25 protein-coding genes are annotated in these 24,594 nt (G+C 61.8%); 12 read left to right on the top strand and 13 right to left on the bottom strand.

What is annotated here, in order from left to right:
* Window positions 1-6 precede the first annotated feature (6 nt).
* The 3 genes from CLU92_RS24060 (at window position 7) to rpoH (ending at window position 3,047) form a co-directional block, all read left to right on the top strand.
* Window positions 7-750 carry a cell division ATP-binding protein FtsE gene (locus tag CLU92_RS24060; RefSeq protein WP_101483910.1) on the top strand — a complete coding sequence of 248 codons (744 nt, stop codon included), beginning with the start codon at window positions 7-9 and terminating at the stop codon, window positions 748-750.
* The gene (ftsX, locus tag CLU92_RS24055; protein WP_101483909.1) at window positions 747-1,667 is read left to right on the top strand and encodes a permease-like cell division protein FtsX; all 921 of its coding nucleotides are present in this window, start codon (window positions 747-749) and stop codon (window positions 1,665-1,667) included. The genes CLU92_RS24060 and ftsX overlap by 4 nt, the downstream gene beginning before the upstream one ends.
* Window positions 1,668-2,153: 486 nt before the next feature.
* On the top strand, window positions 2,154-3,047 hold the full coding sequence (gene rpoH / locus CLU92_RS24050; protein WP_070222520.1) for an RNA polymerase sigma factor RpoH: 894 nt from the start codon (window positions 2,154-2,156) through the stop codon (window positions 3,045-3,047).
* Between the two features lie 89 nt (window positions 3,048-3,136).
* Here the strand turns inward: rpoH and CLU92_RS24045 are convergent, their stop codons facing one another.
* A complete protein-coding gene (locus CLU92_RS24045) occupies window positions 3,137-3,403 on the bottom strand; it encodes a hypothetical protein (RefSeq protein WP_101483908.1) in 267 nt (88 codons plus the stop codon).
* Between the two features lie 172 nt (window positions 3,404-3,575).
* On the opposite strand from CLU92_RS24045, the gene CLU92_RS24040 reads away from it, so the two are divergent.
* Complete coding sequence (locus CLU92_RS24040) at window positions 3,576-4,028, top strand: hypothetical protein (RefSeq protein ID WP_101483907.1); 453 nt, start codon at window positions 3,576-3,578, stop codon at window positions 4,026-4,028.
* 3 nt (window positions 4,029-4,031) lie between these two features.
* On the opposite strand, the gene CLU92_RS24035 is transcribed toward CLU92_RS24040, so the two are convergent.
* Window positions 4,032-4,379, bottom strand: coding sequence for an antibiotic biosynthesis monooxygenase (locus CLU92_RS24035; protein WP_101483906.1), 348 nt, complete (start codon window positions 4,377-4,379; stop codon window positions 4,032-4,034).
* Complete coding sequence (locus tag CLU92_RS24030) at window positions 4,376-5,491, bottom strand: cytochrome P450 (RefSeq protein WP_101484866.1); 1,116 nt, start codon at window positions 5,489-5,491, stop codon at window positions 4,376-4,378. The genes CLU92_RS24035 and CLU92_RS24030 overlap by 4 nt, the downstream gene beginning before the upstream one ends.
* 76 nt (window positions 5,492-5,567) lie before the next feature.
* Between CLU92_RS24030 and CLU92_RS24025 the strand changes: the two genes are divergently transcribed.
* The 5 genes from CLU92_RS24025 to CLU92_RS24005 all read left to right on the top strand — a co-directional run bounded on the left by CLU92_RS24025 (window position 5,568) and on the right by CLU92_RS24005 (window position 12,110).
* Window positions 5,568-6,266 (top strand): helix-turn-helix transcriptional regulator, encoded by a 699-nt coding sequence (locus CLU92_RS24025; RefSeq protein WP_101484865.1) that lies wholly within the window; start codon window positions 5,568-5,570, stop codon window positions 6,264-6,266.
* 139 nt (window positions 6,267-6,405) lie between these two features.
* On the top strand, window positions 6,406-7,260 hold the full coding sequence (locus CLU92_RS24020) for a DUF3667 domain-containing protein (RefSeq protein ID WP_257562702.1): 855 nt from the start codon (window positions 6,406-6,408) through the stop codon (window positions 7,258-7,260).
* Between the two features lie 74 nt (window positions 7,261-7,334).
* A complete protein-coding gene (locus tag CLU92_RS24015; RefSeq protein ID WP_101483904.1) occupies window positions 7,335-8,066 on the top strand; it encodes an ABC transporter ATP-binding protein in 732 nt (243 codons plus the stop codon).
* A complete protein-coding gene (locus CLU92_RS24010; RefSeq protein WP_101483903.1) occupies window positions 8,063-10,390 on the top strand; it encodes a CPBP family intramembrane glutamic endopeptidase in 2,328 nt (775 codons plus the stop codon). The genes CLU92_RS24015 and CLU92_RS24010 overlap by 4 nt, the downstream gene beginning before the upstream one ends.
* 67 nt (window positions 10,391-10,457) lie before the next feature.
* Window positions 10,458-12,110 (top strand): patatin-like phospholipase family protein, encoded by a 1,653-nt coding sequence (locus tag CLU92_RS24005; protein WP_166674639.1) that lies wholly within the window; start codon window positions 10,458-10,460, stop codon window positions 12,108-12,110.
* A 70-nt stretch (window positions 12,111-12,180) separates the two neighbouring features.
* Here CLU92_RS24005 and CLU92_RS24000 read toward each other — a convergent pair whose 3' ends face one another.
* The 5 genes from CLU92_RS24000 to CLU92_RS23980 form a co-directional block, all read right to left on the bottom strand.
* A complete protein-coding gene (locus tag CLU92_RS24000; RefSeq protein ID WP_101483901.1) occupies window positions 12,181-12,399 on the bottom strand; it encodes a YqaE/Pmp3 family membrane protein in 219 nt (72 codons plus the stop codon).
* An 80-nt stretch (window positions 12,400-12,479) separates the two neighbouring features.
* A complete protein-coding gene (locus CLU92_RS23995; RefSeq protein WP_101483900.1) occupies window positions 12,480-13,061 on the bottom strand; it encodes a TerD family protein in 582 nt (193 codons plus the stop codon).
* Between the two features lie 39 nt (window positions 13,062-13,100).
* The gene (locus tag CLU92_RS23990) at window positions 13,101-13,796 is read right to left on the bottom strand and encodes a TIGR00266 family protein (RefSeq protein ID WP_101483899.1); all 696 of its coding nucleotides are present in this window, start codon (window positions 13,794-13,796) and stop codon (window positions 13,101-13,103) included.
* A gap of 188 nt (window positions 13,797-13,984) precedes the next feature.
* Window positions 13,985-14,560 carry a TerD family protein gene (locus CLU92_RS23985; RefSeq protein ID WP_034784897.1) on the bottom strand — a complete coding sequence of 192 codons (576 nt, stop codon included), beginning with the start codon at window positions 14,558-14,560 and terminating at the stop codon, window positions 13,985-13,987.
* A 143-nt stretch (window positions 14,561-14,703) separates the two neighbouring features.
* Entirely contained in the window at window positions 14,704-15,783 is a 1,080-nt protein-coding gene (locus tag CLU92_RS23980) for a DUF475 domain-containing protein (RefSeq protein ID WP_101483898.1), read from the bottom strand.
* A gap of 115 nt (window positions 15,784-15,898) precedes the next feature.
* Here CLU92_RS23980 and nhaR point away from each other — a divergent pair, with 115 nt between their 5' ends.
* Complete coding sequence (gene nhaR, locus CLU92_RS23975; protein ID WP_101483897.1) at window positions 15,899-16,801, top strand: transcriptional activator NhaR; 903 nt, start codon at window positions 15,899-15,901, stop codon at window positions 16,799-16,801.
* A gap of 11 nt (window positions 16,802-16,812) precedes the next feature.
* Here nhaR and CLU92_RS23970 read toward each other — a convergent pair whose 3' ends face one another.
* Window positions 16,813-17,832, bottom strand: coding sequence for a serine hydrolase (locus tag CLU92_RS23970; RefSeq protein ID WP_101483896.1), 1,020 nt, complete (start codon window positions 17,830-17,832; stop codon window positions 16,813-16,815).
* A 183-nt stretch (window positions 17,833-18,015) separates the two neighbouring features.
* Between CLU92_RS23970 and CLU92_RS23965 the strand changes: the two genes are divergently transcribed.
* Window positions 18,016-19,350, top strand: coding sequence for an MFS transporter (locus tag CLU92_RS23965; protein WP_101483895.1), 1,335 nt, complete (start codon window positions 18,016-18,018; stop codon window positions 19,348-19,350).
* A gap of 120 nt (window positions 19,351-19,470) precedes the next feature.
* Window positions 19,471-20,811: a hemolysin family protein gene (locus CLU92_RS23960; RefSeq protein ID WP_101484864.1), complete on the top strand. Its 1,341-nt coding sequence runs from the start codon at window positions 19,471-19,473 to the stop codon at window positions 20,809-20,811.
* Here the strand turns inward: CLU92_RS23960 and CLU92_RS23955 are convergent, their stop codons facing one another.
* The 4 genes from CLU92_RS23955 to CLU92_RS23940 are packed head-to-tail and all read right to left on the bottom strand — an operon-like array spanning window position 20,812 to window position 24,590.
* Window positions 20,812-21,888, bottom strand: a complete 1,077-nt coding sequence (locus tag CLU92_RS23955) for an AI-2E family transporter (RefSeq protein WP_101483894.1) — start codon at window positions 21,886-21,888, stop codon at window positions 20,812-20,814.
* A gap of 42 nt (window positions 21,889-21,930) precedes the next feature.
* The gene (locus CLU92_RS23950) at window positions 21,931-22,524 is read right to left on the bottom strand and encodes an SCO family protein (RefSeq protein ID WP_101483893.1); all 594 of its coding nucleotides are present in this window, start codon (window positions 22,522-22,524) and stop codon (window positions 21,931-21,933) included.
* Window positions 22,521-23,420 carry a heme o synthase gene (gene cyoE / locus CLU92_RS23945; RefSeq protein ID WP_101483892.1) on the bottom strand — a complete coding sequence of 300 codons (900 nt, stop codon included), beginning with the start codon at window positions 23,418-23,420 and terminating at the stop codon, window positions 22,521-22,523. Before cyoE ends, CLU92_RS23950 begins: the two co-directional genes overlap by 4 nt.
* A complete protein-coding gene (locus tag CLU92_RS23940; RefSeq protein WP_101484863.1) occupies window positions 23,421-24,590 on the bottom strand; it encodes a heme A synthase in 1,170 nt (389 codons plus the stop codon). It abuts the gene before it with no gap.
* Window positions 24,591-24,594 lie beyond the last annotated feature (4 nt).

The following is a 24,594-nucleotide window of genomic DNA, read 5'->3' as shown; positions in this document are numbered from 1 at the left end:
CTATACATGATTGAATTTCAGCACGTCTCCAAGCAATACTCCCCCGACGCCGTGGCGCTTAGCGACATTTCGCTCAGTATTGCCAAAGGCGAGCTGGTCTTTCTGGCCGGCCCGTCCGGCGCCGGCAAATCCACCCTGCTGAAAATGATCGCCGCCATGGAACGCCCCAGCTCGGGCAAGCTGATCGTCAATGGCCAGGACATGGCGAAGATCAAGCCGGCTGGCGTGCCGTTTTTGCGCCGTAACATGGGCTTGATCTTCCAGCAACAAAAACTATTGAACGACCGCTCCATCCTGGCCAATGTCATGCTGCCACTGCTCGTCGTCGGCGCACACAAGGCGGCCGCCGAGCAGCGCGCGCGCGCCGCGCTCGACAAAGTGGGATTGCTGGACCGCGCCATGGCGCGTCCCCTGTCGCTGTCGGGCGGCGAACAGCAGCGCGTGTCCATCGCGCGCGCCATCGTCAACCGGCCACAAATCATCCTCGCCGATGAACCGACGGCCAACCTGGACCGCGCCAGCGCCAACAAGGTGCTCGACGCCCTGAAAGCCTTTCATTCCGTGGGCGTGACCTGCCTCATTTCCAGCCATGACGAACAGATGCTCGACGCCGCCGCCCGCGTGATCCACCTGAAAAACGGCCAGCTGGTGGCCATCGACAAGGCCACGCAAGCACCCGTCTTCGCGCCGCCCGATCCCGATTTTGCCCCGCCACCTGGCCCGGATGACGCGCAGGGAGAACAGGCATGAGAGGCTGGTTCCGTCAACACCGCTTCGCGCTGGGTTCGGCGCTGATTCATTTGCGCAAGTCGCCGGGCGGCTTCCTATTGAACGTGCTGGTCGTCGCCATCGCCCTGTCGCTGCCGTTCGCCGGCCTGACCATGCTCGATAATGTACGCCCCATGTCGGAACAGATGTCGGTCGATCCGGAAATCAGCGTTTTCCTGAAGATCGACACGCCGCGCGAGCAAGCCGTGGCCCTGGCCAGCGCCATGCGCAAGATCGTGGGCGAGCAAAAGGCGAAGATCGTCTTCATCCCCCGCGAACAGGCACTCGACACCCTGAAAAACAAGAACGGCCTGGCCGACGTGCTCAGCACTCTGGGCGACAATCCCCTGCCCGACAGCTATGTGCTGAAACTGGACGCATTCAGCAGCGCCAGCGAAGCGCAGGATGTCGATGCGGTGGCGGAACAGTTGCGCCATCTGCCATTCGTGGAATCGGCGCAAGTCGATTCGGCCTGGGTCAAGCGCCTGGCGGCTCTGCTGGGCGTGCTGCGCCTGGTGCTGCTGCTGCTGGCCATTACCCTGGGCGTGGCCGTGATCGCTGTTGTCTTCAATACCATCCGCCTGCAAGTAATGCAGCAGCGCGATGAAATCAGCATCTCGAAATTGATCGGCGCCACCGACACCTTCATTCACCGCCCCTTCTATTACACGGGCGCCCTGCTGGGCTTGTGCGCCGGCGCGCTGGCCCTGGGCGCCGTGGCGCTGGCCTTGCATCCGCTGAACACGGCGATTGCCGAGTTTGCCCGCCTGTATGCGTCCGAATTCCAGCTGGTGCCGCTGGCACCGCTGCCGATGGCCGGCTTGCTGGCCGTCAGCGCCGGCCTGGGCCTGATCGGCGCCTTCCTCTGCGTACAGCGCCACCTGGCGCGCCTGAACTGACCGTCACTCCCACGGCGGCGCCCCAGGCGCCGCCGTGCGCCTCACCCTCTCCTTGTTTTTTACCATCCACGCCATGTTGTGGTTATCTTGATATTTAGCAAGTATTCTTAAGGTTCGCTTCAGCCAGAGGCCGTAGACTAGCCATGTTGTCGTAGCGAGCCGTGCAGCCCTCTCAGGCGCGAGGGGGCAGGTGCACACACTGCAGCAACCATGCGCCTTGGCGGCGCGTTTTAGATAAATTATCAACTAGCAAACCGCCATAGCATTTAGGCTATCAGGACGATTAAATGTGCTGATTGGCACTCTCAAGCAGAGAGTGCTAATATAGGGACATACCAACAGCAGAACCGCCATGAGCGCCAGATATAGATGGAGCCGCGATCTGCAAGTGCAAGACCGAATACGCAAAACGAACAGACTATCGGGCCACGTCGCGTGACATGGCCAACTGGAACAAAGCAAGACTACGAGGGAGAAAACATGACTATGATGTCCGCAACATCCGCATTGGTTCCGACCAAAAGTAATGCGCTGGGCCTCGGGTTCACTGGCAATCTGGGCAATATCGACGCCTATATCTCGGCCGTGAACCGCCTGCCCATGTTGACCCACGACGAAGAAATTTCGCTGGCGAAACGCCTGCGCGAAAAAAATGACCTGGCCGCCGCGCAAGAGCTGGTGCTGTCGCACCTGCGCCTGGTGGTCTCGATTGCCCGCGGCTACCTGGGCTATGGCTTGCCACATGCCGACCTGATTCAGGAAGGCAATATCGGCTTGATGAAAGCCGTGAAACGATTCGATCCGGACCAGGGCGTGCGCCTGGTGTCGTACGCCATGCACTGGGTGAAAGCCGAGATGCATGAGTACATCCTGAAAAACTGGCGCCTGGTCAAGGTTGCAACGACGAAGGCACAGCGCAAGCTGTTCTTCAACCTGCGCAGCCACAAGACGGGCCTGGACGCGATGACGCCGAAACAGATCGATGCCTTGGCCAAGCTGCTCGACGTGAAGCGCGAAGAAGTGATCGAGATGGAAACGCGCCTGAGCGGCCGCGACATCGCGCTGGAATCGCCGACCGACGATGAAGACGACAAGTTTTCGCCGATCGCCTACCTGTCGTCGGAGCAAAGCGAACCGACCAAGGTGCTGGAAGCGGAACAAGTGACGCGCCTGCAATCGGAAGGCCTGGAAACGGCACTGTCCAAGCTGGACGCCCGTTCGCGCCGCATCATCGAAGCGCGCTGGCTGGCCAACGACGACGGTTCCGGCGCCACCTTGCACGCTTTGGCAGAAGAGTTCGGCGTATCGGCCGAGCGCATCCGCCAGATCGAAGTGGCGGCGCTGAAAAAAATGAAGGGCGCGCTGGCAGCTTACGTATAAAGAAAGCCATTCCGCAATGCAAAAGGCGCCGCAAGGCGCCTTTTAGTTTTATTACTTGATGTTTATCAACAGATAAACATGGCAGCTTATTAAGCTGCAGCCAAGCCCTTGACCAGGATTTCGGCGACCAATTCATTCAGATCTGCGCCGCGCTCCTTGGCCAGTGTCTGCAATTGCAAGACCAGATCGCTGTTCAGTTTGACGGCGAATGGCACCAGGCCCAGGGCCTGATCGCGCTTGCGCTGCTCGCGGCGGTCGACGACCACCGCTTCCTTACCGAATGCACCGGCGCCGGGAACATTCATCTTTCCCATCAGTTTCTTGGCATCGCTTTTCGCCAGGGCAGTTTTTTTCATGGTTGTTTCCTGATTTTCAAAACAGCCATTCTACGCAGTAATCGGCGCGCCGCGTGGCCGGCGCATCAATTCATCCGCAACGCGCCTATGGTGCGCCAGGAAAATATCATTTTGTTATTATTATCCCATGCGTGGACGCCGCGCCAGGGACGTTCTACCTGAAAGGAAAAACATGCCTAATCTGACCCGCTTTTGCCCTACCCTGTTACTTCCCCTGTTTTTTGCCTTCCTGGCAGCGCTGGCTGGCTGCGGCGCGGCCGGCAGCACCGGCGACGCGGAAAACACGCCGCGCAGCGTCACCCACGTGCTCTCGCCAGGCCAGCAAGTCGCCATTACAGCCACCGACACCCTGAAACTGGAGCGTGTCAACGACAGCCGCTGCCGCAAGGGTGCCGTGTGCGTGTGGAAAGGCTACGTCAGCTACAGTTTCAGCTTGCTCAACAGCGCGGGCGCCACGGACATCGTCTTGTCCGATTCCATGCCCGGCGCCGCCAGTTCCGTCAGCATCAGGCACCTGACGTTCACGCTGCTCGACGTCGACCCCGCCACGCCGCCCGCCCTGAACGCGGCCGAGCCCACGTACCGGGTCAAAGTAAAAATCACGCAGGGGGCGCTGCCCCGCTAAACGCTAGGCATCGTGGCGCTGGCGACTGTCGGTGGGCGCCTGTTGCCGGTCAAGCATGCCGTAATCGCGTACCACGGCGGCAATACGCAGCCGGTAATCATCAAACACGCCGTACCGGCCGGCCGACTGCGCCGCGCGGTGCGCCTCGCGCTGCCGCCACTGCGCCAGCGCCGCTTCATCGCGAAAGAAGGATAGCGACAGCAATTTGCCTGGCTCGCTCAGGCTGCTGAAGCGTTCGATGGAAATGAAACCGTCGACCTCGTCGAGCAGGGGCCGCAACGCGGCTGCCAGGTCCAGGTACTGCTGGCGCCCTCCGGCACTGGGCCAGACTTCGAAAATCACGGCGATCATGCTATTCCTCCCGCGCAAAAGACAGGGATGCGGGCGTTCAGCGACGGCAAATAACTCCACGCCAGCGGCATGCGCTCCAGGCCCTCGGCCCATGCCTGCAGGCAAGCCGTGCCGATCACATGCGCGATAGCCTGGCCCGGACAGGCGTGGCGGCCATGGCCAAAGCCTGCCTCCGTATGGCCGGCGCTGGCCAGCACGACGACGATCATCTGCCCGGCCGGCACGCACACGCCATTGAACTCCACGTCTTCCACCGTGTAGCGGCGCGTGTTGTGAATGGCGGGATCCTGCCGGCTGACCTCGCGCAACATGGCTGGCCACAGCTGTGGCGCCGCACGCAGTCGCGGCAGAAAGTCCGCTTGGGTGCGCAAGGCCACGATGGCATTGCCCAGCAAGCCGGCCGTGGCGTCGCAGGTCTGCGACAGCAGACCCACCAGATTGGCCAGCACGCCGCCCGATGCGTGCCAGCCTGCCTGCCGCGCCCCGGCGACAATATCGTCCAGCAAGCTGCCGGGCAGCACCACTCCCTCCCGCAGCAAGACCGTGAAGCGTTGCAACAGCGCCTCGGCTGCCGCCTGCGCTCCGGCCAGCTGCGCGCCATTGCTCAGCGGCGACAGGCAGGCGACGAAATCGCGCGTCCAGACGGCCAGCAGCGGCCATTGCGCTGGCGCAAAACCCAGCAAGTCCGCCATGACGAACAGGGGCAGTTCGAACAGCGCATCATTCAGCCGGGTGGCGCTGCCGGGCAGCTGCTCTTGCGCCAGATGCAGGGTGCGCGCATGCAGGCGCGCCAGGTCCACCTGGCCCAGCGCACGCGCCAGCACCTGTTTCGGCACGGCATGCCGCTCGCCATCGTTCATACGCACCAGTTCGGCAAAAATCGCGCCGCACGGCGTGCCCGCCAGCTTGTGCGGCACGCCCTGTCCAGGCGGGCGCACGCGGCAGGCGGGATGCGCCAGCACGGCCTGCACGCCGGCCATGCCCGTCGCCAGCCAGCCATCGAGCTGCGCCTCGAATCGCAGGGGCGGACCGTCCGCCAGGCGGCGATAGTAGTCATACGGCGCCGCGTGGGTGACGGCAGAAAAAGGATCGGTGGGATCAGCGAGCGGCATGCGCATTCCATTGCAGTGAGATAGGGACACGAGTATGCTGCTCCTCCCGCTACAACACTTCGCCCGCGAACGAATCATGGATGACAGCACCCTTCCCCACACGGCCGATGTACGCCTGGCACAGCTGGCAGGCGCCATCGCCGAACCGGCGCGCGCGCGCATGCTGTGCAGACTGCTCGATGGCCACGCGCGTACGGCCACGGAATTGGCGGCACTGGCCGAGGCCGGCGCTTCGACGGCCAGCGCCCATCTGGCGCGCCTGCGCGACGATGGCTTGCTGTCGATGGTGGCGCAGGGCAAGCACCGCTATTACCGCCTGGCCAATGCAGAGGTGGCACGGGCGCTGGAAGCGCTGCTGGTGGTGGCCGGCGTGCCGGCAATGCCCTTTACGCCCACCACGCCGGACCGCTTGCGCCATGCGCGCACCTGCTACGATCACATGGCCGGCACCGTCGCTGTCACCCTGCACGACCAGTTGCACGCGCAAGGCTGGCTGCTGGACGATGGCGGAGAATATCGCCTGTCCGAAGCGGGCGCGGCCGGCATCGCGGCCCTGGGCATCGACGTGCCGCAACTGCAGCTGCAGCGCCGCCGCTTCGCCTGTGCCTGCCTGGACTGGAGCGAACGGCGCGCCCACCTGGGTGGCGCGCTGGGGGCGGCCATCCTGCAGCTGGCCCTGCGCCAGCGCTGGGCCGAGCGCGAACTCGACAGCCGCGCCCTGCACCTCACACCGGCTGGCGAACGGCGCCTGCTGGCCGCCTTCGCTGGCGGCTGAACGGCGTAGGTATTTTGTATCTCTGTAGCAACTACGGCGAGAAAAATGCCCTTTTATCATTGTTTTCATTCATCATATGCTGCGCTCTTGAGCGCTCATTTTTCCCTTTCGGCTATAGAAAGAGTCCATCTTGAAAACAGTGTCGTCCAGCGCAAGTCCCGCCAGCACCTGCCATAACTGCAACACCGACGCGCCAGGCAACTTCTGCAGCGCCTGTGGCCAGGCCACTACCCTGCATGTGCCCAGCGCACGCGAATTCCTGCATGAATTTGTCGCGCATTATGTGGCGCTCGAAGGCAAGCTCTGGCGTACCCTGGCCTTGCTGCTGTTTCGCCCCGGCGCGCTGACGAATGAGTACATTACAGGACGCCGCGTGCGTTACGTCGAGCCGCTGCGCGTCTACCTGACCTTCAGCATCCTGTTCTTTGCCATCCTCAAATTTGGCGACTTCGAATTCCTGCAGGTACACAATGGCGAGCAAGTCCAGGAGAGCGCCCACGTCTCCCCTGAGGCGCCAGAAAACCGGCCATCGCAGATGCAGATACGCATCCTGGGCCAGACACCCACGCTGCCACATCAGTGGCAGGACTTTCAGCAACTGCCCGCGGCCGGAAAACAAAAGCTCATCAGGGAAAGCTTTTTCCATTACGCACCGTACGCCATGTTTTGCCTGATGCCGCTGTTCGCCCTGTATCTGAAGATCCTCTACCTGGGCAGCGGGCGCCGCTATGGCGAGCATTTCCTGTTCGCCCTGCATGCAAATGCCTTCGCGTTCGTCACGATGGCGCTGATGACCCTGATCCCCATCGATATCGTCCGCCTCATGCTCGGCGCCTGGCTGCTGGCCTATCTGCCCTGGGCCATGTGGCGGGTGTATCCGAGCGGAAAATTCGCTACCCTCTGCCGCTGGGCGCTCCTGATAACGGCATATGGCCTGACCATGAGCGTGGCGATCATCTCCTGCATCGCCACGGGCGTCATGCTGCACCATTAAAGACGCAGGCATCCCCTGCGGACGGCGAGTGTCAGGCTATCATCCTGCCATCGACCTTTTTTGCGGGATGCCTGATGATTGCCTTTGAAAGCTTGTCCAAACAGTACGGCACGTTCGAGGCCGTCAAGCCGCTGACCTTGCAGGTAGGCAAGGGGGAAGTCTTCGGCTTCCTGGGTCCGAACGGGGCCGGCAAGACCACCACCATCCGCATGCTGATGGGCATACTCGTTCCCAGCAGCGGCCGTGTCCTGGTCGATGGCCTCGATTGCCACAGCGACGGCGCCGCCGTCAAGCGCAAGGTGGGATATCTGCCCGACAATCCCATCTTTTACGATTATTTGCGGGGCCGTGAAATCCTGCAGTTCGTGGCCGAAATGCATGGCTATCCACGCGCCGAGGCCGCCGTGCGCACGGCGCGGCTGCTGAAGGAGTTCGGCCTGGACGAGGCGAGCGAAGATTTTGCCGTCAACTACTCGCTGGGCATGAAAAAAAAACTGGGCCTGGCCTGTGCGCTGATCCACGATCCGGCCGTGCTGATCCTCGACGAGCCGATCAACGGCCTCGACCCGCGCGCCTCGCGCGACGTACAGGAACGCTTGCTGCGCATCGCTGCGGCCGGCACCACGATTTTTGTCTCCACGCACTTGCTCGACATGGCGCAAAAGCTGTGCAGCCGCGTCGCCATCATTCATCGGGGCGCCCTCGTTGCCACGGGCAGCCTGGACGATATCCGCCATCAGCTATCCAGCGAGGGCAGCCTGGAAGACATTTTCCTGCAACTCACCGATGAAACGGCCACCGCGTGACGCCCGTGCCACCCGACAACTGGCGCGCCGTCTGGCTGCTGACCCGCTTGCGCCTGCAGCGCCTGCTCAACGTCAGCGGCCGGAGCTTTTCCTTCCAAAAAAACAATACAAGCCGCGCCGCCACGCCCGGCAAGAGACGGGGGCGCTGGCTGCTGGGCGTGCTGCTGGTACTGCCCATGCTCTTTTCCTTCGGCAATATCGCCCGCCATAGCCTGCTGAACATGCATTGCCTGCTGGACCAGGTGGCCGCCTGCCAGGCCAAAGGCAGCATGCAAACCAGCAGCCAGTTGCTCGACCCCGTCATCAACCAGCTCATCCACACTCCCTTCAGCGCGCTGCTGATGGGCGGCCTGACCCTGCAGTTGGCGCTGTTGTGGCTGGTCAGCGTCCTGCTGCCGCTGGGTATGGGAGAGTTGTCGAAGCCGGACTGGGACCTGGAATGGCTGGTCACCCTACCCGTCGAGAAAAGTACCATGCTGTGGGCGCGCGTGCTCGAACGCACGGTCGTCAATCCAGCCGGCTTGCTGGCCTTGTGGCCCAGCACCACCGTGATCGCCTGGTATTCGGGCCAGGGCTGGCTTGCACCACTGTCCGGACTGCTCGCCAGCCTGCTCCTGCTGGCCCTGGCCGCCATGCTGCGCACCCTGGTCGACACGGGCTTGCGCCTGTCGCTCAGCCCTGCCCAGCTGGGCAACCTGCAGGCATTGATCTCGGTAGCCGGCCTGTTTCCCATGTATATGGGCATGTCCTTCGGTGTGGGTACGGGTGGCTACGCGTATGCGTGGGCGATTACCATGCCCGCCTGGAGCGCCTGGACGCCGCCGGGATTGCTGCTGCGCCTGCTCAATGCATCCGACGTGGCAGCAATGCTGCTGCCAGCCGTCCTGCTGCTGGCGCAAGTACTGCTGTTGATGTGGCTGGGCATGGCCATCCTGCGCCACCAGCTGCGTCACGGCGTGGTCGGCGCGGGCCAGCGCGAGGCCAGCCGCAAGAGTGCCCCGATAGCGCTGCCTGCCGGCACGTGCTTCGCGCGCATCGGCACGGTGATACAGCGCCGTGAACTGACGCTGCTGGCACGCGACCGTAACTTCATGGTGCAAACCCTGCTGCTGCCCCTGCTGATCCTCGGCGGCCAGGCCCTGTTTACGGGCCAGGCGCGCAACCTGCACGCGCTGCTGGAGCATCCCGTCCTGCTGGCCTCCACCGGCTTTTTCCTCGGGACCTATGTGCTGATGATGTCGGCCTTCCAGACCCTCAACAAGGAAGGCGGCGCGCTGTGGCTGCTGTACACCTTTCCCGTCAGCGTCGAGCAGGCGCTGCGGCAAAAGGCGCAGCTCTGGGCCGTGCTGGCCCTGCTCTACCCGGTGATGCTGTTTGGCGCGGCGCTGGCCTGGCTGCCAGCCTGGTCCTGGCAGACGGCGGGCCTGATGCTGCTGGCCCTGGCCGGCATTCCCATGTACGCGGTGATCGCCGTGGCGCTGGGTGTGTTTGCCAGCGACCCGCTGGCCACCGAGGCAACGGCAAAGATGCGCCCCACGTATATGTATCTGTATTTGCTGCTCACCGGCCTGTACGTCGCCGCGCTGGCGGCCGGCAGCCTGGCGCAGCAGTTGGCCTTCGTCGTGCTGACGGCGGCACTGGCTGTGGCCCTGTGGCAAAAGGCGCGCGATGAAGTGCCTTACCTGCTCGACCCGGCCGCCTCGCCGCCAGCCAAAGTTTCCGCGTCGGACGGCCTGATCGCCGCCATGCTGTTTTTCACCTTGCAGACCCTGGCCTTGCTCCTGCTCAAAGGCAAAGTGGCCGAACCGCTGGCGCAAGTAGCCATCGCTTTCGGCGGCGCCGGCGCGCTCACGTACGCGCTGGTGCGCCTCGTGTATTGGCGCAGCAAGACGGCCGACGTGCCGCGCATCGGAGCAGGCCGGCACCCCGGGCGCTGGGGTGCGGCGGGCGCGGCCGTGGCGGCCCTCTGCGGCATCGCCTACGCACTGCTACTGCAGCCGCCGGCGGCAGCGCCCTTGGGCGGCAATCCGTGGAACGGCATGTGGCTGCTGGGCTTGACGGTGCTGGCCGCGCCCCTGTGCGAGGAATTCATCTTCCGCGGCCTGATTCAGGGCGGCCTGCGCCGCTCGCTGCCCGCCTGGCAAGCGATCGGCATCGCCGCCGCCCTGTTTGCCATCGTGCATCCTCCCGCGTCGATGCTGCCCGTGTTCGTGCTGGGACTTTGCACGGGACTGGCGTACGAGCGCAGCGCATCGCTGCTGGCACCCATGCTCGTGCATGCGGGCTATAACGCGGCCATTCTGGCGTTTCAGCTGGGCAGGTAATGCTTATTTGCTAGAATCGCACACGTTTCCGTCCGTATCCCAAGCAATGACTACGCACAGACCACGCATGCATCCACCTTTGTTCGCATCCTTTATCCTCCTTGCGCTGCTGAGCGGCTGCACGGTACTCGCCCTGCGCCCCAACAGCGGCGTCGAAAACCGCACATTTACCGTGCAGGAAGCACCGCGCCTGCGCATTGACGCGCCCAAGGCGCGCATCCAGAAGCCCATGCCCAACGACCACTTCATCGGCATCGCCCTGTCCGGCGGCGGCAGCCGGGCGGCCAATTTCTCGGCCGCCTCGCTGGAGCAGCTGGAAGAATTCGGCCTCGTCAGCGGCGCCTCGGCCATTTCCGGCGTCTCGGGCGGCGCCATCGCGGGCGGCTACTATGCGCTGCATGGCAAGCAGACGGACTGGCCCTTGCTGCGCAGCAAGCTGAAAACGGATTTCTTCGGCCAGACCATCCTGAAACCCGCCAACCTGACGACGATGTTGTTGACGAACAAGACGCGCACATCGTTCCTGTCCGACGTGTTTGACGATGTGCTGTACGATAAGAAAACCTACCAGGACTTGCCGCATGACGGCCCCATCTTCCTGGCCAATGCGACGGACGCCACCGATGGCGGCAAGCGCGTGGTGTTTTCCTATGAGTATTTTTACGGCACCCTGCATTCGCCGATCCAGGATATCCGCCTGGCCACGGCTGTAGCCACCTCGGCCGCCTTTCCCGGCGTGTTCGATTCCGTCACCTTCGAGCGTTTCCGGCCAAAAAACAGTTTCGTGCCGGAACTCGGTTCCGAATCGCGCGAATCGCCGTCCTACGTGCATCTGTTCGACGGCGGTGCGGCGGATAACCTGGGCGTGGAAACCCTGTGGGACGTGGCCCTGACGCAGCTGTATGGCAACGACATGGCCGTCGTGCCGCCGCGCCTGAACAGCAAGCCCTTCATCCTCATTTCCATCGATGCCAACGCGCCCAATTCCAGCGCCGTGTTTGAAAAGATGTCGGACGAACGCCAGCCGCTGGACCGCATTTTCAACAAGAATATCTACGATGCCGTCGACGCGCTGTTTTCACGCCAGCGCAAGGAAAACCTCGTCAAGATGGGCTTTGGGCAAGCCCGCTTCGACACCATCACGCATGAAAATTTTGGCGATCTGAGCCAGAAATTCGTCAAGGGCAAACGCACTTCGGCCTTTGCCATTCCCGTGCTGTGCCGCCCCCACCTGGGCCAGTACCGCTGCGAAGTCGATGCGGCCGATCCCTTGCCCGGCCAGATCCGCACGCGGCTGGAAGGCTTTGCCTGGCATATTTCCATCGACCAGATCGCCTCGCTGGCGCTGCGCCTGTCCAGCGGCGATGCGCGAGTCGATGGGGCGCGCAAGGAAGAGCGCGCCGCCCTCGTCAAGCTGCAACGCCTGGCTACGCAGACAAAAACCCATTTGAAACTGACGGGCCCGGAAAACTGCAGCCCGGACGTCTTGCAATCGGCCCTGTACAGCGCCGCGCGCGTACTGATCCTCGACGATGAGGAATCGCGCTTCGCCCTGTGCGACTACATGCTGGCGGGCCGGCTGATCAATGACGACACCGTCTGCAAGCAGCGCTATGTGCACGCCGTGCCCCGCTTTGCCATCGAAAGCGAAGATTTGCAGTACCGCAACCTGAGTTCGGACGGCAATTCTGTGAATGTGCCGATACGCTGCAAGAAGTGAGCGCGCACAAAAAAGCCCGCACGATCGCTCGTGCGGGCTTTAGCGCAAGGATTCCAAGCGCCCGGTTGACTTAGATCAACCGACTACGCCTGCGCATGTAGCTGCGGCTTAATGCACCTTCCAGTTCCTGCTCCGTTTTATGCTGGTTCACCGTGTACAGGGCCCACAGGGCCGCCGGCGCCCAGCCGATCACAGTGCACTGCAAAATCAAGGCGGCGGCACCGGCCAGCGTGCGCCCCAGCATGAAAAACGTGAGACACGGAAATAGCAAGGCTATCAGCAATCGCATCACGACATACTCTCCTTCAATATAGAGCAGCGGACAAGGGCCGGTATCCGGTCCGTCCCCCGCCCGCTGCGTACTGCTCCTTATAGATGCACGGCAATTTGCGGCATCAAGTCGTCAAAGGTGCGACCGTTGCCGTTTTCTCCGATGGCGTGCATCTTCCATTCGCCGTTATGGCGGTACAGCTTGGCCATGATCTGTGCCGTGTGGGAACCTTGCACAGACAGATTGAAACGCGCGACTTCCTGGTTATTGCTGGCATTCAAGATGCGGCAATAGGCGTTTTCCACCTGCGAGAAGTTCTGGCCAGTAAAGCTGTTGACGGTGAAGACCAGGCTTTTCACGTTCGCCGGCACTTTCGACAGATCGACATTGATCTGTTCGTCGTCGCCATCGCCCGCGCCCGTGCGGTTGTCGCCCGTGTGGACAATGCTGCCGTCCTTGCTTTTCAGCTGGCGGAACCAGACGATATCGGACGTGCTCTTGTTTTCATCGAACATGACGCACGAGGCGTCCAGGTCGACGGCTTCCGTCTTCGAACCGAAACCCAGGAAACCCTTGGTCTTCACGGCATCCCAGCCCAGGCCCATGGTGATACGGGTCAGGGTGGCACCAGCTTCTTTGTCCAGAGAAATCTTCTGGCCTTTGCTCAAATTGACAGACATACGCATTGCTCCTGTTTGGTTGGTTACATCAACTACGTGTTACGCCGGCTTGCTTTGGGTCCAGGCGAGGAAGGCCGCGCGATTGCGCGAGCATACGAGGATTTTCCCCGTGCCTGAAAACTTCAGCACCATGCCCTCGCCGCTGGTCTGGCTATTGATCAAATTACCCAGAAAGCCGCCGCTGCTGCCGGTCGTCATGGAAATTTCGTATTGCAGGCGGTTATCCCAGCACACGACGTGGGCGTTATCGATCACCACGTCCTTGCCAGGCGTCACTTCCAGTATCGACATCGCGCCAAAACCGGATACCGCCAACTGGCCGCTGCCTGCCGTCTCGGTGATGAAAAAACCACCGCTCTGGGCAAACAGCGCATTGCCAAGGCTTTGCGTGCGCACCTTCAATTCCACGCCAGCACTGGCCGCCACGAAGGCGCCGTCGCTGATCATGTATTGCTGGGCGCCCACCTCGAGCACCCGCATCGCGCCGGGCAAGGTGGGCGACAGCAGGCAGTCGCCGTCGCCCCGCATGGCCTCGATATGCTGCTGAAAGAACGATTCCCCGTTGGCAAAGGTGCGCATCAGCGCCGCGCCTATGCCGCCAGTCATCTTGCCTTTCAGCTCAAGATTGGTTTCCATCATCACCATCGCGTTGGATTCGCAATAAATCTTCTCGCCTTTGGCAAGCGACACATGCAGGAACGGGTCGACGTCCCCGGTAATATTGAAAACTGGCATACAACTGTTCCTTCCTTGACGATGATGATGGTGTCGGGCTAAACCGCCGCCCTTACTACAGAATAACGGTGCCGCACAAAACCGTAGCGAGCGGATGTGATTTGTGGCCGAGAAGCGCAACCGTACTTTAGTACGGTGAGCATCGCCGGCCGCAAAGCGCACCGCGCAGTAGGTTTGGTGTGGCTACCTTACACACCGACGCCGAACGAGGCTGCCAAAGGACCCAGACCGCCCTTGTAGCCCTGGCCGATGGCCTTGAATTTCCAATCGGCGCCATTGCGGTAGATTTCACCGAAGACCATGGCCGTTTCCGCCGAACCGTCTTCCGACAGGTCGAAGCGGGCGATTTCCGTGTTGCCGTTGGCATTCACGCAACGCACGTAAGCCTTCGATACCATACCAAAGTTTTGCTTGCGCGCTTCGGCATCGTGGATCGTCACGCAGACGGCGATCTTGTCGATCTCGGCTGGCACGGTGGCCAGGTCGACGATGACGGTTTCATCGTCGCCATCGCCGGCGCCGGTGGTGTTGTCGCCCGAGTGGGTGACGGAGCCGTCGCTCGATTTCAGGTTGTTGTAGAAAATCATGTCGACGTCGGCGCGTACCTTGCCATCGGCCTTCAGCAGGAACACGGAACCGTCGATGTCGAAGGCGGCGCCGTCGGTGGCGCGGGCATCCCAGCCCAGGCCGATGATCATTTTCGAAATGCCAGGAGCTTCCTTGCTCAGGTTGACGTTGCCGCCTTTTTGCAGACTGATTGCCATGATGTATTTCTCCTATGTGAAATAAAGTCCAGCTAATGAAATAAATAACACCTGGCGCCCTCCACCGGCCTGACTCCCCAGGCCGGCGGCGACGCTTGCTACAACTTGCCGACAAACCGGTGTAGTCGTTTGCCGCGCATTCTTTAGGCTACTGTTGCCTTGACTGGTTCCAGCGCTTCCATCTTGCCTTCTTCGAGGGCCATCCTGCGCTTGTAGCGGATCGACGACCACAGCGAGGCGAGAATGAAGGCCACACCGATCAGACCCGTGAAGATCTCGGGAATGTGGAACTTCATGCTGACCAACATGATCACGGCCAGGATACCGATCGCATAGTGCGCGCCGTGCTCCAGATAAACGAACTCGTCGAGCGTACCCTTGCGTACCAGGAACACCGTCATCGACCGCACGAACATCGCGCCAATCGCCAGACCCAGCATGATGATCACGACATCCTTGGTGATGGCAAACGCGCCGATCACGCCGTCAAAGCTGAACGAGGCGTCGAGCACTTCCAGGTACAGGAAGCCGCCAATACCGCCGCGCTTGATGATGTCGCCCATGTTGCCGTCGCCGTTATCGCCTTCCAGCAAGCCACTGATCACATCGACGCCCACGTAGGTCAGGATGCCCCACAAGCCGGCCGTCAAGACCACCAGCTTCTGGCCTTCTTCGATCATCGACAGGCTGACCATCAGGGTACCCAGCGCGATCATCACGGAAATCGAGGAGATCTTGCCCAGCGCGCCCAGTTTTTCTTCAATACGGCCCAGCCAGTGCGTTTCTTTTTCCGAGTCCAGCAGGAAGTTCAGGAACACCAGCAGCAGGAAAATGCCGCCGAAAGCCGCCACTTCCGCATGGTGATTCGTCAGGTGCATCGAATACTGTTCCGGGTTGCTCAGGGCCAGATTCCACACTTCCATCAAGCCCAGGTCCGCCGCTTGCGCCACGATGACCAGCGGGAACAGCAGACGCATGCCGAACACGGCGATGATGATACCCACGCCCAAGAACAGGTTCTGCCAGAACTTGTCCCAGTTCTTCAGCACCGAGGCATTGACCACCGCGTTGTCAAACGACAGCGACACTTCCATCACGCCCAGGATCACCGCAATGCCCAATGCCGACAGCATGGTCGACACGCCACCGTGCGTGTAACCCCACCAGGCGGAAATTCCCAAGCAGATAAATGTCACTAAAAATGACACTCTGAAATGTTTCATCGATAGTTCCCCTTTATCCAAATTCAATGGAACGTAGTATAGGGATGTGTGACACATTTAAAAATAGAAGATAATGGAAGTATTACTTCGTAAAAACAGAAGATAGGCCCTCACGATGAAAACTACCGGTTTCAATTACCGCCATTTGTATTTCTTTTGGGTAGTCGCCAAGGAAGGCGGCGTGACGCGCGCGGCCGAACGCCTGGGCCTGGCCGTGCAAACCATCAGCACCCAGTTGGCCTTGCTGGAAAAGGAACTGGGCAAGTCCCTGCTGCAGCCGCAGGGACGGCGTTTGGTGCCGACGGAAGCGGGCCGGCTGGCGCTCGGCTACGCGGACCAGATTTTCCTGCTCGGTGAACAGATGCAGGAAGCGCTGGCCGACACCGACGCGGAAAAGATGCGCCTGACCGTGGGCATTTCCGATTCCCTGCCGAAACTGATGGCCTACCGCATGCTCGACGCCACGCGCAGCCTGGACAAGCCCGTCAAGCTGGTGTGCCTGGAAGATGAATTCGAGTCCCTGCTGGCCGACCTGGCCCTGCACAAGCTGGACCTGGTATTGACGGACCGCGCCGTGCCGGCCGGCGCCAGCCTGCGCGTGTCCAGCCACCTGTGGGGCGAAAGCGCCATGAAGCTGTTCGCCATCCCCGCGCTGGCCGAACACTACCGCGATAATTTCCCGCACAGCCTGCACGGCGCGCCATTTCTGCTGCCCGCGCGCAATAACGCCCTGCGTGGACGCATCGACGAATGGATGGTGCAGCAGGGCGTGCGCCCCGACGTGGTCGGTGAATTCGAAGACAACGCCATGCTCAACGCCTTCGGCCGCAAGGGCCTGGGCCTGTTCTTCGCCTCGGCCAGCCTGGCGGCCGATATCGAGGAGCAATTCGGCGCCGTGCTGGTCGGTGACGCCTCGTCCCTGCGCGAGCAGTTTTACGTCATCTCGAACGAACGCAAGATCATGCACCCGGCGCTGGACGTGATCCTGGCGGCCGTGCCCGGCCGCGCCGTGCACTGAAGCGGCACTGATCAGGCGTCCAGATCGGTGGCGATGGCTGCCAGCCAGGCCGCCTGGTCCGGCTCGCAGCTATCCACGTTCGCCAGCTGGATCACGGACAGGCCTGCCTCGGGCACGCGCAGCAGCAAGGCACGGAAACCCCACAGCCCGCCGTCATGGAATACCACCGCACGTCCGCCATGCTCGATTTGCTCCAGGCCAAAGCGGTAGGACCAGCTTTGGCCATCGGGGCCCGGCGTTTCGGCCAGCTGCGCACGCACCAGGCTGGCCGGGTCGTGGTACTGGCGCTGCCAGTCGCGCTCCCACAAGACCAGGTCGTGCAGCGAGGCATACACGCCGCCGTCACCGACTGTATTCGCATTGCCAAGGTGCTGGCGATAGGCGCACGCTTGCGCAGGATCAACGGTATAGCTGCGCACGCGCTGCGGCATGACAGCTTGCCGGTCGACATCAAATGCCGTGGCGTGCATGCCCAGCGGCGCAAACAGGCGTTCGCGCGCCTGCGTGGCCAGCGGCTGACCAGATACCACCTCCACCAGTTTGGCCAGCAAAATGTAATTGCAATTACTGTAGGCATGCGCGCTGCCGGGCGGGAACGTCAGCGCGTCCATCCGGGCGATCAGGCGCAGCAGCAGCGCATTGTCAAAGTAATCGCCGTCGTGGCGACCCAGCTGGCACGCCAGGTAGTCAAAATAATCGGGAATGCCGCTGGTGTGATTGAGCAACTGGCGCACCGTGATGATGGCGCCGAACTGCCGCACCTCGGGCAGATGGGACGCCACGTCATCGTCGAGGCCAATGGTGCCCCGGCGCACCAGGTCGAGCACGCAGGCTGCCGTGAATTGCTTTGATTCCGAAGCCAGGTAGTAACGCGACTGCGCCGTCAGGGGCACGCCCAGTTCCAGGCACGCCAGGCCGTGATGCAGCTCCAAAACGGTCTCGCCGTCGCGCAGGATCAGCGCGCTGAAACCGGGGCCGTGCGCCGGCAGGCTGGCTTGCAGGGCAAGAAAGTGGCTAACAAGATTTTTCATGGTGCGATATTAGCATGTAGATAAGGTTGCTTCTGCGCCATATTCATTAGCTAATCCGATAAATCCATTCGAAAATAACGTTTGAATAATCAATCAAAAGCGATTGTAATGAAGCCTGAGACAAACACGCGCCTATCCCTCGCCGGAAGGGCGCGACCACCATAAAAAAACAGGAGCGGCACCATGTCCACGGCAGGCAAGACGATCGATATTCCCGATCTCATCAATAACAACAAGATCGGCTCCTTCCAGATCGGCATGCTGATCCTGTGCGGGCTGTGCGTCATCATGGATGGCTTCGACGTGCAGGCGATGGGCTATGTGGCGCCAGCCATCATCGCCGACTGGCATGTCAGCAAGGCCAACCTGGGCCCCGTGTTTGGCGCGGGCCTGTTGGGCATGCTGGTCGGCTCGCTTGTCTTCAGCATCACGGCCGACAAGTTCGGGCGCCGCCCCGTACTGATCGGCTCGACCATCTTCTTTTCGCTGTGCATGCTGGTCACGCCGCTGGCGACGAACATCGAACAATTGCAGCTAATCCGTTTCATCACGGGACTGGGCCTGGGCGCCGTGATGCCAAACGCCATGGCGCTGGCCGGCGAATACAGCCCCCTGCGCAAGAAAGTCACGCTGATGATGCTGGTCTCGTGCGGTTTTACCCTGGGCGCCGTGCTCGGTGGCTTGCTGTCCGCCGCGCTGATTCCCGCATTCGGCTGGCAATCCGTGTTTTACGTGGGTGGCGTGGTGCCGCTGGTGATCGGCGTGCTGATGTTCTTCCTGCTGCCGGAATCGATGCAATTCCTGGTATTGAAGAAACGCAAGCTCGACAAAGTGGCGCAGTGGTTGAAACGTATCGATCCGACCGTGAGCATCACGGCCGACACGCAATATGTCGTGCATGAGAAGGCACACAAGGGCGCGCCCGTGCTGCAATTGTTTACGGGTGGCCGCGCGAAGATGACAATTCTGTTGTGGGTCATCAACTTCATGAACTTGCTGAATTTATATTTCCTGTCGAACTGGCTGCCGACCATCGCCAAGGAAGCGGGCCTGTCCACGGCCAACGCCGTGCTGGCGGGCACGGCCCTGCAAGTGGGCGGCACCATCGGCACCCTCGTCATGGGCCAGCTGATCGACCGCTCCAGCTTCCGCCGCATCCTGCTGCCATGCTTTTTAGTCGCCGCCGTGGCGATTGCCCTGATCGGCCGTCCCGACGTGTCGCTGGCCTTCCTCTTCATCACCATCTTCATCGCGGGCTTTTGCGTGGTGGGCGGCCAACCTGCCGTCAACGCCCTGGCGGCAAGCTACTACCCGACCACCTTGCGCTCGACGGGCATAGGCTGGAGCCTGGGCATCGGGCGTATCGGCTCCATCATCGGCCCCGTGCTCGGTGGCGAACTGATCCGCCTGAACTGGCCCAACAGCACGATTTTCCTCGTCGTCGCCATCCCCGCCATCGTCTCGGCCGTCATGGTCTTTGCCATGCGCGGAGGACCGCAAACGGCGGCCAAAGGCTGAAAAAGCGGGAATAACCCAGCGCGCGCCACCGCCTGCAGGGGCGGGGGGCGCGGCTAAATTAGGTTATGCCGCCCTTCGTCGTTTAAGATGACGTTTTTACAGCCCATCTTCAGCGCCCCCATGCACAATGTCTTGCTAGTCCTGCTCGCCCTCTTCCTGGTCGCGCTGAACGGTTTTTTTGTTGCCGCCGAGTTTGGCATCGTTACATTACGGCGCACGCGCATTCGCGCCATCGCCAAGACACAGGGACTACGGGGCCGCATCCTGTCCAAGGTGCATGGCCAGCTGGACGCCTACCTGTCCGCCTGCCAGCTGGGCATTACCCTGGCCTCGCTGGGCCTGGGCTGGGTCGGCGAACCGGCGTTTGCCGGCTTGCTGGAGCCGCTGTTCGGCGCCGTCGGCGTCACTTCGCAAGAACTGATCCACGGCGTGTCTTTCGTCGTCGCCTTCAGCGTCATTTCCTTCCTGCACATCGTCGTGGGCGAACTGGCGCCCAAATCGATGGCCATCCGCAATCCGGAAGCCGTCGGCCTGTGGAGCGCGATTCCCCTGTATGGTTTCTATTGGGCCATGTATCCAGCCATTTACCTGCTCAACGCCAGCGCCAACTGGGTGCTGCGCATGGCGGGCCTGTCCGGCAAGGGCGGCCACGACGCCCATTACTCGTCCGAAGAGCTGAAACTGATCCTGCGCACCAGCCAGCCGGGCGAAAAATTTACGCGCGACGAGCGCAACATCCTGGCCCAGTCGCTTGATTTCGAACAAATGACGGTGTCGGACCTGATGCGTCCGATCAATGAAGTGATCGCCCTGCACGCGTCGAGCACCCTGGAAGAAAACCTCGACACGGTGCTGCGCAACCGCTTCAGCCGCTACCCGTATTTCGACATGAATGAAGACGATGTGCTAGGCGTGGTGCACCTGAAAGACCTGTTCTTTGCCCAGCAGGCGGGTAAACCGATCACCTCGTTTACGCCCTTCCTGCGTCCCGTCGATATCATTTCCGCGCGCACGCCGGCGCTGGAACTGTTCCGCCGGTTCCGAGATGGCGCGCCCCACTTCGCCTTGATCGGCGAAAAGGGCAAGCGCCCGCTGGGTTTCATCACCCTGGATAACTTGCTTGGCGCCATGGTGGGCGAAATCCGCGATGAATTCCGCCGCAATGAAAACGACTGGCTCAAACAAAGCGACGGCACCCTGATCGGCAAGGCCAGCCTGCCCATCTTTTCGCTCGAACGCATCCTCGGCATCGATATTGAAAACGAGGAACTGGGGCTGGACGATGTGGAATCGGTGGGCGGCTTGATCATGGTCAAGCTGGGGGACATTCCGAAGCAGGGCCAGCGCATCACCTTTGTCGACTTCGACATCGTCGTCAAGAAAATGAACGGGCCCCGCATCGTACTGATCAAGGTAATCCCCAAGCAGGAGCGGGATCTGGATGCGGATTTAAGAGACTGATTACTTCTTGCGCGTCAGCGTATCTTTGCCCTGTGGCACGGTGGTCTCTCCCACCGTCCACGTTTGCAGCAAACTGTACAGCACCGCCAGCAGGGTCGGGCCGATGAAGATGCCGACGAAGCCGAAGGCCAGTACGCCGCCCAGCACGCCCAGCAGCACCAGCAAAAATGGCAGGCTGCTGCCGCGGCTGATCAGCATGGGCTTGACGACATTGTCCACGCCGCTGATCAGCAGCGCGCCCCACATCACCATGAAAATACCCCAGCCCGTCTGCCCTTCCGTAAACAGCCAGATGGCGGCACCGCCCCAGATCAGGGGCGGCCCCACGGGGATCAGCGAAAAGATGAAAGTGGCCACGCCCAGCAGCGCCACGGCCGGCACGCCGGCGATCAAAAAACCCACCACGGCCACCAAAGCCTGCGCCAGCGCCGTGCCCAGCAAGCCGTACATGACGCCGCGCACGGTGCGGCTGATGGTCAGGCCCACGCCCGGTGCGCTGTCGCCGATGATGCGGCCGGCGCCCGTCATCAGGGCACGGCTCAGTTGCTGGCCGTCGCGGTAGAGGAAGAAGCTGACAAACACGGCCAAGCTGGTCTGCGCCAGGCCCGTGCCCAGCAAGATGCCGCCGGAAGCGAGGAAATGGCGCGCCGGCTCCAGCATGGTCTTACCCAAATTCAATAATTCTTCGCGGTCTTCCAGCAGGCGCCGCACATAGCCATCGATGGTTTCGCCCACCACGGGAATGCTGGACAGCCAGGCCGGAGGATGCAGGCCGCCCGATTCCAGCGCGACGCGGATCTGCTCGTACACGCGCGACACATTGTCGGCCAGGTTGTAAGTGACGAGGGCCAGCGGCAGCACGATGACGAGGATCAGGGACACGGTCATGATGGCGGCCGCCCAGTTGCGCCGGCCTTTCAGACGCTCCAGCAGAAGGATATACAGGGGCCAGCTGGAAATGCCCACGCAGGCGGCAAACAGCATGGCGGCCAGGAAGGGCCGCAGGACGAAAAAGCAGCCGATCAGCAAGAAGATGATGGCTGCCAGGCGTGCGTGAGGCTCGAAACGTTTATCCATGTACTGCAAATCCTGAAGATGGCGCCCGGGGGCGCGACCGGATCAGGATAGCAGAAGTTTAAGATCGTGCGCGATGAGGGCAGGTTTTTCGCCGTGGCGCACGAACAGGCGGATCTTGCCTTCGCGGTCGAACACATAGGTGCCGGCCGTGTGGTCGACCGTGTAGCTGCTATCCGTTTCGCCCTCGACCTTGGCGTAATACACTTTGAATTCCTTGGCTACCTTGGCCGTCGCGGCGGCGTCGCCATACAGGCCCACGAAGCGCTTGTCGAAGGCGGGCACATACTGCGCCAGCAATTGCTGCGTGTCGCGCTCGGGGTCGACGGTGACGAACAGTACTTGCACCTGCTCCGCCTGCGGCCCCATTTCCCGCATCACTTGCGCCATGTCGGCCATGGTAGTGGGACACACGTCCGGGCATTGCGTGTAACCGAAGAACATCAGCACCAGCTTGCCCTTGTAATCGGCCAGGGTGCGCGGGTGGCCCGTGTGGTCCGTCAGCGCGAACTCGCGCGCGTAGCCCAGGCCCGTCACGTCCGTATTCTTGAATGCCAGCTTGGGCGCGGCCGGCTTGCCGCAGCCAGCAAGGACGGCGACCAGGGCGGCCGCCAACAACAAGGTCAGGTATTTTTTCATGTTCCGAGGGGAATATAGTGGTCGACCAGCAAGGCTGCGAACAGCAATGCCAGGTAAATGATGGAATACGTAAAAGCTTTGCGCGCGATCAAGTCCGTGTAGTGGCGGTACATTTTCCACGAGTAATACAGGAAACCGGCATTGAGCAGCACGGCCGAGACCAGGTAGATCAGGCCGCTCATGCGTACGGCAAAGGGCAACAAGGTGGTGGCGGCCAGCGCGATCGAGTACAGCCAGACGTGAAATTGCGTGAATTTCAAGCCGTGCGTGACGGGCAACATGGGCAAGCCCGAACGCGCATAATCGTCGCGGCGGTACATGGCCAGCGCCCAGAAGTGCGGCGGCGTCCACACGAAAATGATCAAGACCAGCAGCCAGGCCTGCATCGGCACGTCGTTGGCGACGGCAGCCCAGCCCAGCGCAGGCGGCATGGCGCCGGACAGGCCGCCGATGACGATATTTTGCGGCGTGGCCGGTTTCAGCACCATGGTGTAGATCAAGGCGTAGCCGACAAAGGTGACAAAGGTCAGCCACATGGTCAGCGGATTGACGAGGTTATACAGAATCGCCATGCCCAGGCCGCCGATCACCAGCGCGAACACCACCGTCTGCTTGACGGTGATGTCGCCCATGGCCATCGGGCGGCGCGCCGTGCGGGCCATGCGCGCATCGATTTCGCGCTCGGCCAGGCAGTTGACGGCAAACGCGGCGCCTGCCAGCAGCCAGATGCCGACGGTGCCAAACACCACCGCGCGCCAGTCCGGCAACTCCTCGCTGGCCAGGAACATGCCGATGACGGCGCAAAACACGGCCAGTTGCGTCACGCGGGGCTTGGTCAGCGCCCAGTACTGGGCGATGCGGGGGGATGGTTTACGGCTGATGGTCTGAGTAGTCATTTATGCGATACGGGAAGAACTGGCTGGTGCCGAGGGCACTGGCGCGGAGGCGGAAGCAGATTTCCGCGCTACATCGAGTTGGAATTTAGCCTTGTAGTTTAACATGGTCAGCAACAACACGAGCAGCGCCGCCCCGCCGTTATGCAGGACGGCAATCGACAATGGCCAGCTCAGGTAGATCGTCGCCAGGCCCGTGGCCGCCTGCAAGGCCAGCACCAAGGCAAGCCAGCGGGCTGTGCCGCGCAAGGATGGAAGTTTCCACGCGCGCAACACTGTATAGCCGACACCGGCCAGCACGATGAAGGCGAAATTGCGGTGCACCCAGTGGATGGCTGTCAGCGCTGAAAACGGCAAGTAATGGCCGGCGGCCGTCTTGCCCAGTTCGCGCCACAAATGGAAACCATGCTCGAAATCCATCTCCGGAATGACTTTGCCGCCGCACAGGGGGAAATCCGTGCAGGCCAGGGTGGCGTAGTTGGTGCTCACCCAGCCACCCAGCGCGATCTGCATTGTGAGCAGCACGAGCGACATGACGGCCAGCGCGCGCACGGGGCGCAGCACGGACGCATCCGCATCGGCGCGCAGCAAGGGTTTGACGGCATGGTCCTGGCGCCCGCCCAGCCACGTCAGCATGGCCAGCAAGCCCATGCCCAGCAGCAAGTGGATGGTAACGATCACCGGCTGCAGCTTCAATGTGACGGTCCAGGCACCGAACGCGCCCTGCAGGCAGACGAACAAAAACAGCGCCGTCGGCAACGCCGGGGCAAATTCCTGGCGTTTGCTTTTCTTCCACTGGCGCCACGCCTGCACCATCATCGCCACGATCAGCACGCCAATGGCCATGGCCAGATAGCGGTGCGTCATTTCGATCCACGCCTTGACCACCGTCACGGGTCCCGTCGGCATCAGGGTTTCCGCCGCCACGATGTGCTCGTGCGCGAGGAAAGGATTGGCGGAACCATAGCAGCCTGGCCAGTCAGGACAACCGAGGCCCGAATCGGACAGGCGCGTAAAGCCGCCAAACATGATCAGGTCGACCGTCAAAAAGACGGCGATCCATACCAGCTTGCGGTATTTGTTGGCGTCCGCGGACACCCAGACCATGGTCAACGGCAGCAGCGCCACCAGCAGACCCGTCAAGCCCAGCTGGGCCAGCGCAGAGAGATGCATCGTC

The sequence above is a fragment of the Janthinobacterium sp. 61 genome (genome assembly GCF_002846335.1).
In the GTDB taxonomy this organism is placed as follows: Bacteria; Pseudomonadota; Gammaproteobacteria; order Burkholderiales; family Burkholderiaceae_D; genus Janthinobacterium.
Note: the sequence above shows the minus strand (reverse complement) of the source record. Positions and strands in the feature narration are given on the sequence as shown.

Excerpts from the sequence above, each read along its gene's own strand:
- CLU92_RS24060 (WP_101483910.1), top strand. The coding sequence starts at position 7 with ATGATTGAATTTCAGCACGTCTCCAAGCAATACTCCCCCGACGCCGTG.
- ftsX (WP_101483909.1), top strand. The coding sequence starts at position 747 with ATGAGAGGCTGGTTCCGTCAACACCGCTTCGCGCTGGGTTCGGCGCTG.
- rpoH (WP_070222520.1), top strand. The coding sequence starts at position 2,154 with ATGATGTCCGCAACATCCGCATTGGTTCCGACCAAAAGTAATGCGCTG.
- CLU92_RS24045 (WP_101483908.1), bottom strand. The coding sequence starts at position 3,403 with ATGAAAAAAACTGCCCTGGCGAAAAGCGATGCCAAGAAACTGATGGGA.
- CLU92_RS24040 (WP_101483907.1), top strand. The coding sequence starts at position 3,576 with ATGCCTAATCTGACCCGCTTTTGCCCTACCCTGTTACTTCCCCTGTTT.
- CLU92_RS24035 (WP_101483906.1), bottom strand. The coding sequence starts at position 4,379 with ATGATCGCCGTGATTTTCGAAGTCTGGCCCAGTGCCGGAGGGCGCCAG.
- CLU92_RS24030 (WP_101484866.1), bottom strand. The coding sequence starts at position 5,491 with ATGCCGCTCGCTGATCCCACCGATCCTTTTTCTGCCGTCACCCACGCG.
- CLU92_RS24025 (WP_101484865.1), top strand. The coding sequence starts at position 5,568 with ATGGATGACAGCACCCTTCCCCACACGGCCGATGTACGCCTGGCACAG.
- CLU92_RS24015 (WP_101483904.1), top strand. The coding sequence starts at position 7,335 with ATGATTGCCTTTGAAAGCTTGTCCAAACAGTACGGCACGTTCGAGGCC.
- CLU92_RS24005 (WP_166674639.1), top strand. The coding sequence starts at position 10,458 with ATGCATCCACCTTTGTTCGCATCCTTTATCCTCCTTGCGCTGCTGAGC.
- CLU92_RS24000 (WP_101483901.1), bottom strand. The coding sequence starts at position 12,399 with ATGCGATTGCTGATAGCCTTGCTATTTCCGTGTCTCACGTTTTTCATG.
- CLU92_RS23995 (WP_101483900.1), bottom strand. The coding sequence starts at position 13,061 with ATGTCTGTCAATTTGAGCAAAGGCCAGAAGATTTCTCTGGACAAAGAA.
- CLU92_RS23990 (WP_101483899.1), bottom strand. The coding sequence starts at position 13,796 with ATGCCAGTTTTCAATATTACCGGGGACGTCGACCCGTTCCTGCATGTG.
- CLU92_RS23985 (WP_034784897.1), bottom strand. The coding sequence starts at position 14,560 with ATGGCAATCAGTCTGCAAAAAGGCGGCAACGTCAACCTGAGCAAGGAA.
- CLU92_RS23980 (WP_101483898.1), bottom strand. The coding sequence starts at position 15,783 with ATGAAACATTTCAGAGTGTCATTTTTAGTGACATTTATCTGCTTGGGA.
- nhaR (WP_101483897.1), top strand. The coding sequence starts at position 15,899 with ATGAAAACTACCGGTTTCAATTACCGCCATTTGTATTTCTTTTGGGTA.
- CLU92_RS23970 (WP_101483896.1), bottom strand. The coding sequence starts at position 17,832 with ATGAAAAATCTTGTTAGCCACTTTCTTGCCCTGCAAGCCAGCCTGCCG.
- CLU92_RS23965 (WP_101483895.1), top strand. The coding sequence starts at position 18,016 with ATGTCCACGGCAGGCAAGACGATCGATATTCCCGATCTCATCAATAAC.
- CLU92_RS23960 (WP_101484864.1), top strand. The coding sequence starts at position 19,471 with ATGCACAATGTCTTGCTAGTCCTGCTCGCCCTCTTCCTGGTCGCGCTG.
- CLU92_RS23955 (WP_101483894.1), bottom strand. The coding sequence starts at position 21,888 with ATGGATAAACGTTTCGAGCCTCACGCACGCCTGGCAGCCATCATCTTC.
- CLU92_RS23950 (WP_101483893.1), bottom strand. The coding sequence starts at position 22,524 with ATGAAAAAATACCTGACCTTGTTGTTGGCGGCCGCCCTGGTCGCCGTC.
- cyoE (WP_101483892.1), bottom strand. The coding sequence starts at position 23,420 with ATGACTACTCAGACCATCAGCCGTAAACCATCCCCCCGCATCGCCCAG.
- CLU92_RS23940 (WP_101484863.1), bottom strand. The coding sequence starts at position 24,590 with ATGCATCTCTCTGCGCTGGCCCAGCTGGGCTTGACGGGTCTGCTGGTG.